Origin of the sequence: Phenylobacterium sp., from assembly GCF_036402295.1 — a bacterium.
Lineage (GTDB): Bacteria > Pseudomonadota > Alphaproteobacteria > Caulobacterales > Caulobacteraceae > Phenylobacterium.
Map to the genome: position 1 here is coordinate 1 of NZ_DASWTE010000134.1, position 5,963 is coordinate 5,963.

Annotated in this window: 5 protein-coding genes; 1 reads left to right on the forward strand and 4 read right to left on the reverse strand. The window is 68.1% G+C overall.

From position 1 onward, the window contains the following. From VGD44_RS08330 to VGD44_RS08340, 3 genes are all read right to left on the reverse strand, one after another. Positions 1-338: helix-turn-helix domain-containing protein (locus tag VGD44_RS08330; protein WP_331085803.1), on the reverse strand; the 338-nt coding region annotated here is incomplete at its 3' end. Positions 339-459: 121 nt separating this feature from the next. Then, positions 460-1,998: a class I adenylate-forming enzyme family protein gene (locus tag VGD44_RS08335; RefSeq protein ID WP_331085805.1), complete on the reverse strand. Its 1,539-nt coding sequence runs from the start codon at positions 1,996-1,998 to the stop codon at positions 460-462. Positions 1,999-2,029: 31 nt separating this feature from the next. Then, the gene (locus VGD44_RS08340; RefSeq protein ID WP_331085807.1) at positions 2,030-3,562 is read right to left on the reverse strand and encodes an MFS transporter; all 1,533 of its coding nucleotides are present in this window, start codon (positions 3,560-3,562) and stop codon (positions 2,030-2,032) included. A gap of 177 nt (positions 3,563-3,739) precedes the next feature. On the opposite strand from VGD44_RS08340, the gene VGD44_RS08345 reads away from it, so the two are divergent. Next, positions 3,740-4,768, forward strand: a complete 1,029-nt coding sequence (locus VGD44_RS08345; RefSeq protein WP_331085809.1) for an alpha/beta hydrolase — start codon at positions 3,740-3,742, stop codon at positions 4,766-4,768. A 743-nt stretch (positions 4,769-5,511) separates the two neighbouring features. Here VGD44_RS08345 and VGD44_RS08350 read toward each other — a convergent pair. Next, positions 5,512-5,703 carry a hypothetical protein gene (locus VGD44_RS08350; RefSeq protein WP_331085811.1) on the reverse strand — a complete coding sequence of 64 codons (192 nt, stop codon included), beginning with the start codon at positions 5,701-5,703 and terminating at the stop codon, positions 5,512-5,514. Between the last annotated feature and the right edge of the window lie 260 nt (positions 5,704-5,963).

Genomic DNA, 5,963 nt, shown 5'->3' on the forward strand with positions numbered 1-5,963 from the left:
AAGTGGAGGCGGCGCAGCTCGTCCATGAAGGCGTCCCACATGGGCGGGCCGCCCTCCTCCAGCAACTGGGCGCGGATCGACAGCTCCTCGCTCACGGGCAGGTGCTTGCGCCCCCAGCCGCCGACCATGGCCATGATCGGAACCAGCTGGATGGCTTTCTCGGTCAGGCTGTAGATGGCCTTCTGCTTGTGGGTCGGGTCGTCGGCGCGGGTGATCATGTCCTGCGCCTGCAGCTTCTTCAGCCGATCGGCCAGGATGTTGGAGGCGATGCCCTCCTCGGACCGGTTGAGCAACTCGCGGAAGTGCCGTCGATTGCCGAACATCATGTCGCGGAGCACCAGCAGGCTCCACCGGTCGCCGAGAACCTCGAGCGTAAGGTTGATGGGACACCCGGAGCGTGGGGCATGTGACTCGGTCATGACTGATTGCATATTTGCATCAGTCTGGCGGATTGCAAGCTCAGGCGGGGCGGTAGCCGTCCTTGAGCTCGCCTTTCATCACCTTGCCAATGTGGCTGCGCGGCAGGGCGTCGACCAGCCTGAGGTCGGCGAGCCGCTGGGTCTTGCCGACCCGGGCGTTGGTCCAGTCGCGGATCTCCTTGGCCGTCGCGGTCGCGCCGGGCTTCAGCGCCACGAAGGCCACCGGCGTCTCGCCCCAGGCCTGCGACGGCACGCCCACCACCGCCGCCTCGGCCACCGCGGGATGCTGGATGAGCTCGGCCTCGAGGTCGCTCGGGTAGATGTTGAACCCGCCCGAGATGATCATGTCCTTCTTGCGGTCCAGCAGGGTGAGGAACCCGTCCTCGTCGAAGCGGCCCACGTCGCCAGTGCGGATGTAGCGCAGGCCCTCTGGGCTGAACCACTCGGCCTCGGAGGTCTTCTTGGGCTGGTTGTGGTAGCCGACCATCATCGCGCCCGAGCGGCCGACCACCTCGCCCACCTGCCCCTGCGCCACCTCGCGGCCCTCGTCGTCGATCAGCCGGATGTCGTGGCCCGGCAGCGGCCTGCCCACCGTGTGCAGCTTTTCGGGGTGCTCGTGGCAGCGCAGCGAGCAGGTGCCGCCGCCCTCGGTCATGCCGTAGAACTCGACCAGCCCGCCCGGCCAGCGGTCCAGCACCTCGCGCTTGGCGGCCGCGGAGAACGGCGCCGAGGTCACGAACTTCAGCTTGTAGGACCTGAGGTCGTAGCGGTCGAAGTCGGGGTGGTCGAGCAGCCGGCGGTACTGCACCGGCACCAGGATGGTGTGGGTCGCGCGGTGCTTCTGCGACAGCTCCAGGAAGGCCGTCGCGTCGAACTTGGGCATCAGCACCGCCGTCCCGCCGTTGCCGAGGGTCGGCAGGAACGAGATCAGCGTCGTGTTCGAATAGAGCGGCGTCGAGATCATCGTCACGGCGTCGTGGCGGTAGCCGCCGCGCCGCACTTGGCCCCAGCGCATCCTGTGCGGCTGGAGGATCCCCTTCGGCGCGCCCGTGGTGCCCGACGAGTAGATGAGGTTGAAGCCGTCGTCCGGCCGCGGCGGGTGGACCATCGGCTTCGCGCCCGCCGGCGCCATCCAGGCCCCCAGCGGCTCGCCGGCGTCGGAGCCGTCCAGCGACACCCGCTTGGCCGTCACCTTGTCCAGCGCCGCGCCCATGTGCCGAGCCGTCGCGGCGTCCAGGAAGAACACCTTGGCCGCGCAGTCCGCGAGCTGGGTGAGCAGGCTCTCGGGCGTGGACGATGGGGCCAGCGGCGCGACCACCGCGCCGGCGCGCAACACGGCCAGGAACGCTGCGCCATACTCCGCCGACGAGAGCGCGCAGGCCGCCGCCACCTCGCCCTTGCCCACGCCGTCGCGCTGCAGGGCCGCAGCGATGCGGTCCATCAGTTCGTCCAGCTCGCCGTAGGGGATCACGCGGCGCGCATCGACCAGCGCCGGCTTGTCCGGCCGCGCGGCCGCCTGGGCGCGGAGCACCTCGGAGAAGGAGCCGAACTCCTGGGCCAGCAACGCGTCGGCGGTCATGCGGGCTCCCTAGCGCCCGCGACAGCCCGCGTCAGCCCAGTTTCGCGCCGCTGGATGCGGGTTCGCCCTCCAGCGTCAGGTCAGCGGCGGCGGCCAGCTTGCGCAGGGTGTCTGCGTGGCTTGCCCGGCTGATGCCGTAGCCGAGCAGGAGCAGCGTCGCGGTCCCGTAGAGCACGACCTGCACCGGCACGTAGATCAGGCCCAGGTGACGCAGGATCTCGATGTCGACCGCGCCCGGCTTGGCCCCGGTCGGGAAGGCGATGGCGCCGATGATCAGGCCTGAGGCCAGGATGCCGAAGCCGGTGGTGGCCTTGGCGGCGAAGGCGATGGCGGCGAAGAACACGCCCTCCTGCCGCCGGCCGGTCTTCAGCTCGGAGTCCTCGACTACATCGGCGATCATCGACGAGAACAGGATGTTGCCGATGATCCCCAGGCCCACCGACAGGACGTTGGTCACCCAGATGATCAGGAAGTTCAGGTGCGGGGTCCACGGGACGCCGCCGAACGAGAACGGGGTCGCGACGGTCGCATCGTTCGGCGGGAAAGCGGCGATGAGGCGCAGGATGATCGGGCCGATGCCGAAGGCCAGGCCCAGGGGGATCAGGGTCATGGCCACCGTCCGCTTCTCGAAGCGCTGCGCCAAGCGGGGCGCGATGATCCAGGCCAGGATCGCCGCGGTCAGGCTGGAGAAGCTGAAGAGGGCGATCTCGCGGGCGGTGAACTCCCAGAAGTAGGTCGAGAAATAGAGGTTGATGGCGAAGCCCAGGCCGATGCCGGCGTAGAGGAAGATGGCCGCGGCGAAGATCATCGCGAAGTTGCGGTTGGCCATGGCCCCGAACAGCTCGCGCGACAGCCGCCCCAGGGTGATCCGTTCCGACGGCGGGGCGCGCAGGTAGCGGATCTGCCCGTGGGTGCCGATCGAGGTGACCAGGATGGCGAACAGCATCAGCCCGCCGGCGAAGATGCCGTAGTTGGCGTAGCCCGCCGGGTTGAGCTGGCCCGTGGCGTACTCGGCGGTGGGCTTGAGGAACACGAACAGCGCCAGGCCGTACATGGCCAAGCCCCCGCACCAGCCGAACAGGTAGCGGTAGCTGAGCAGGCGGGTGCGCTCGTCGTACTCGGTGGTCAGTTCGGCCGCGAGCGCGGCCGAGGGAATCTCGTAGCAACTGATGAAGCTGCGGATCAGCACCGCCACGGCCACCAGGTAGGCCACCTGCGCCGGCTGGCTCCATTCGGTCGGCGGGTTCCACATCAGCGAGTATGAGACCGCCACGGGGATCGCCGCGGCGTACATCCACGGATGCCGACGGCCCCATTTCGAGCGGGTGTTGTCCGACAGCTGGCCGACGATCGGGTCGATGAATGCGTCGATGACCAGCGCCAGCATGATCGCGAAGCCGACGGTCTGGGCAGGCAGCCCGACGACCTGGGCGTAGAAGAACGCCAGGAAGTAGGAGAAGCCGTTGTCCTTGACCCCGAAGGCGACCGATCCGAACCCGTAGAAAAGCTTGGTCGGGACGCTGAGCCGGCGCGCATGGGTCGCCGCCGCCGTGTCGCTGGGCAAGGGATCTTCCTCCGAGGGTGCGCGGCGTAGGCCGTCTGGTTATCGTCGGGAAACCTGCGGGACCCCCGGGACGCCGTCAATCCGTTTGAGCGGCTGGTAGGGGCATCTAGCCTGACGTAACGTTACAGGCGATTTGAGTAGATGGTATCCACGTAAGAACACAACAGGGAGGCGAGGATGGCGGGGAAATTGACGCGGCGGATGGGCGTGGCGGCGGTCGTCGCGCTGCTCGCGGCGACGGCGGTCCAGGCCCAGCCGGCGGCCACGCCGCGGCGCAATCCGGCGGATCCGGCGACGTGGACCACGGGTCGCGCCGCCGACTACAAGGCGCCCGACGACGTCGCCTTCCGGACGGTCAGCATCCTCTCCGAAGGCGTGCGCCTGCACGGCGAGGTCTTCGCGCCCAAGGCCCGCCCCGCCGAGAAGCTGCCCACCATCGTCATGGCGCACGGCTGGGGCGGCACCGCCTCGGGCTTCCGCACCGACGCCGTGCAGATGGCGCGGGCGGGCTTCCAGGTGCTGACGTTCGACTACCGCGGCTGGGGCGAGAGCGACAGCCGCGTGATCCTGACCGCGCCCCAGCCCAAGCTGCCGCCGGGCCGCAAGCTGACCGTCGAGGTCGAGGCCGTGCGCGGCTACGTCGATCCCGTCGAACAGGCGCAGGATTGGTTCAACGTCATCAATTGGGCCGCCGCCGACCCGTCGGTAGACCCGAAGCGCATCGGCGTCCGCGGCTCCAGCTTCTCGGGCGGCATGGTGGTCTATGTCGCCGCGCGCGACCCGCGGGTGAAGGCGCTCGTGAGCCAGGTGGGCTCGGTCCCGTCGCGCCCGCCGCCGGGGACGGCCAATCCCGCCGCCGGGCCGATGCAGGTGCAAGCCGCGCGAATGGCCCGCGGCGAGGTGGCCTACCCCGAGCCGGGGGCCCAGGTGGTCGGCGCGCTGATCGGCGCGCCCATCGGCGACAAGCTGCTACGCTGGACCCCTGGCGACGACGCGCCCAACGTCACCGCCGCATCGCTGTTCATCGTCGCCGAGAACGAGGAGCTGTTCGACAACCGGCCGAACGCGATTCTGGCCAGCACCCGCGTAAAGGGCCCTTCGAAGCTGGTGACCCTGCCCGGCATCAAGCACTACGGCGTCTATGGCGAGAAACGCGAGGAGGCGGTGGACCTGGCCATCGCCTGGTACCGGGAGCACCTGAAGTAGCGGCTGGCCGTGATGGGTCCTCACAAGAGCCGCCGCCTCTCCCCAGGATCGTCAAGGAACCAGGAAAGACACGAAAGGGCATGGGGCGACCCCCGGGGCGGCGTGAGATGACGCAGGCGCTCTAGAGTTCAACCGCAGAAGGACGCGGAAGGGCGCCGGACGCCTTCGACCCGTTGCGGACTTGGAGGCCTGCCTAGCAGGCTGTGCTACAGAGTGTGTTCAATGCAGAGGGGGACGCATCGGTGAAAGCATCAGGAGCAGCGCTGTTGGCCGCTTCGCTGCTTTTGCCTTCGACTGCTCTCACTGCGCCGCTGAACGAGCTTCCTGAGATGCCACCAGCTGCGCCCGGTCCTGACGAGCGGTCGGCCGGGGATGTGCAGGATGAGGTCGTGAGCCGGTGCGCCCAGTTTGCGCAGAAGATGCGCGAAGGAGTAGGCACTCGCCTCGTCAAGGTGGTCGTGACCGACAGCCCCAACTGGGGAACTATCTGGCGAGCAGACAGCGCGTTTCCGGCTTCTGCTGGTGAACCTCCCTACCTTTGGCGGTCAGCATGCTGGAACGGCGGCGTACTCGAACGGCCGGTCGGAATGTTCGACCCCAAAGACAGCGTTCCGCCTCTGTGACCCGGCACCCGGGATGTCCGCGCTCCACCCGTTCCCGACGTTCGCCAGGTCCGCTGAGGCACTGCGCGGGTTAGACGGCTCGCGACCCATCGCGGACGTTGGCGTGGCCTGCCTAAGACATCACTTCAAGAGCTTCTCGATGGGTGAACCCATGAGGACAGCACGGCCTATCCAGAGGGCCGCGCGCGAGAAGTCGCCCTGCACATCATCGACGCTCAACGCAGTCAGGAAGACTTTCTCACCATTTCGGGCAAAGGCGTTGACGGTTATTTTCCCAGCCTCTTCGTCGGTCACCACCTCATGCACTTCCATACGTCACCTTCAGCGTCATCGTGGGCTCGAAGCTAACGTTGGCAGGAGCAAACTCAAGCTGGGTCCCGACGTCCGCAATCCATCTGTGGACGCCCCCTTCAGCGCAAGTTCGGATTTGCGGAGGAGCTGATCGCTTGGTCGGATGCTGCCATCTGTCCGGCCTGTGATGCGCCGCCGTGACGGCGCTGGCCCGTATGGACGTTCGCGGACCGGGACCACATCACCCACTGCGTGCTTGGATGGCACGGTGGAAAGCCCTG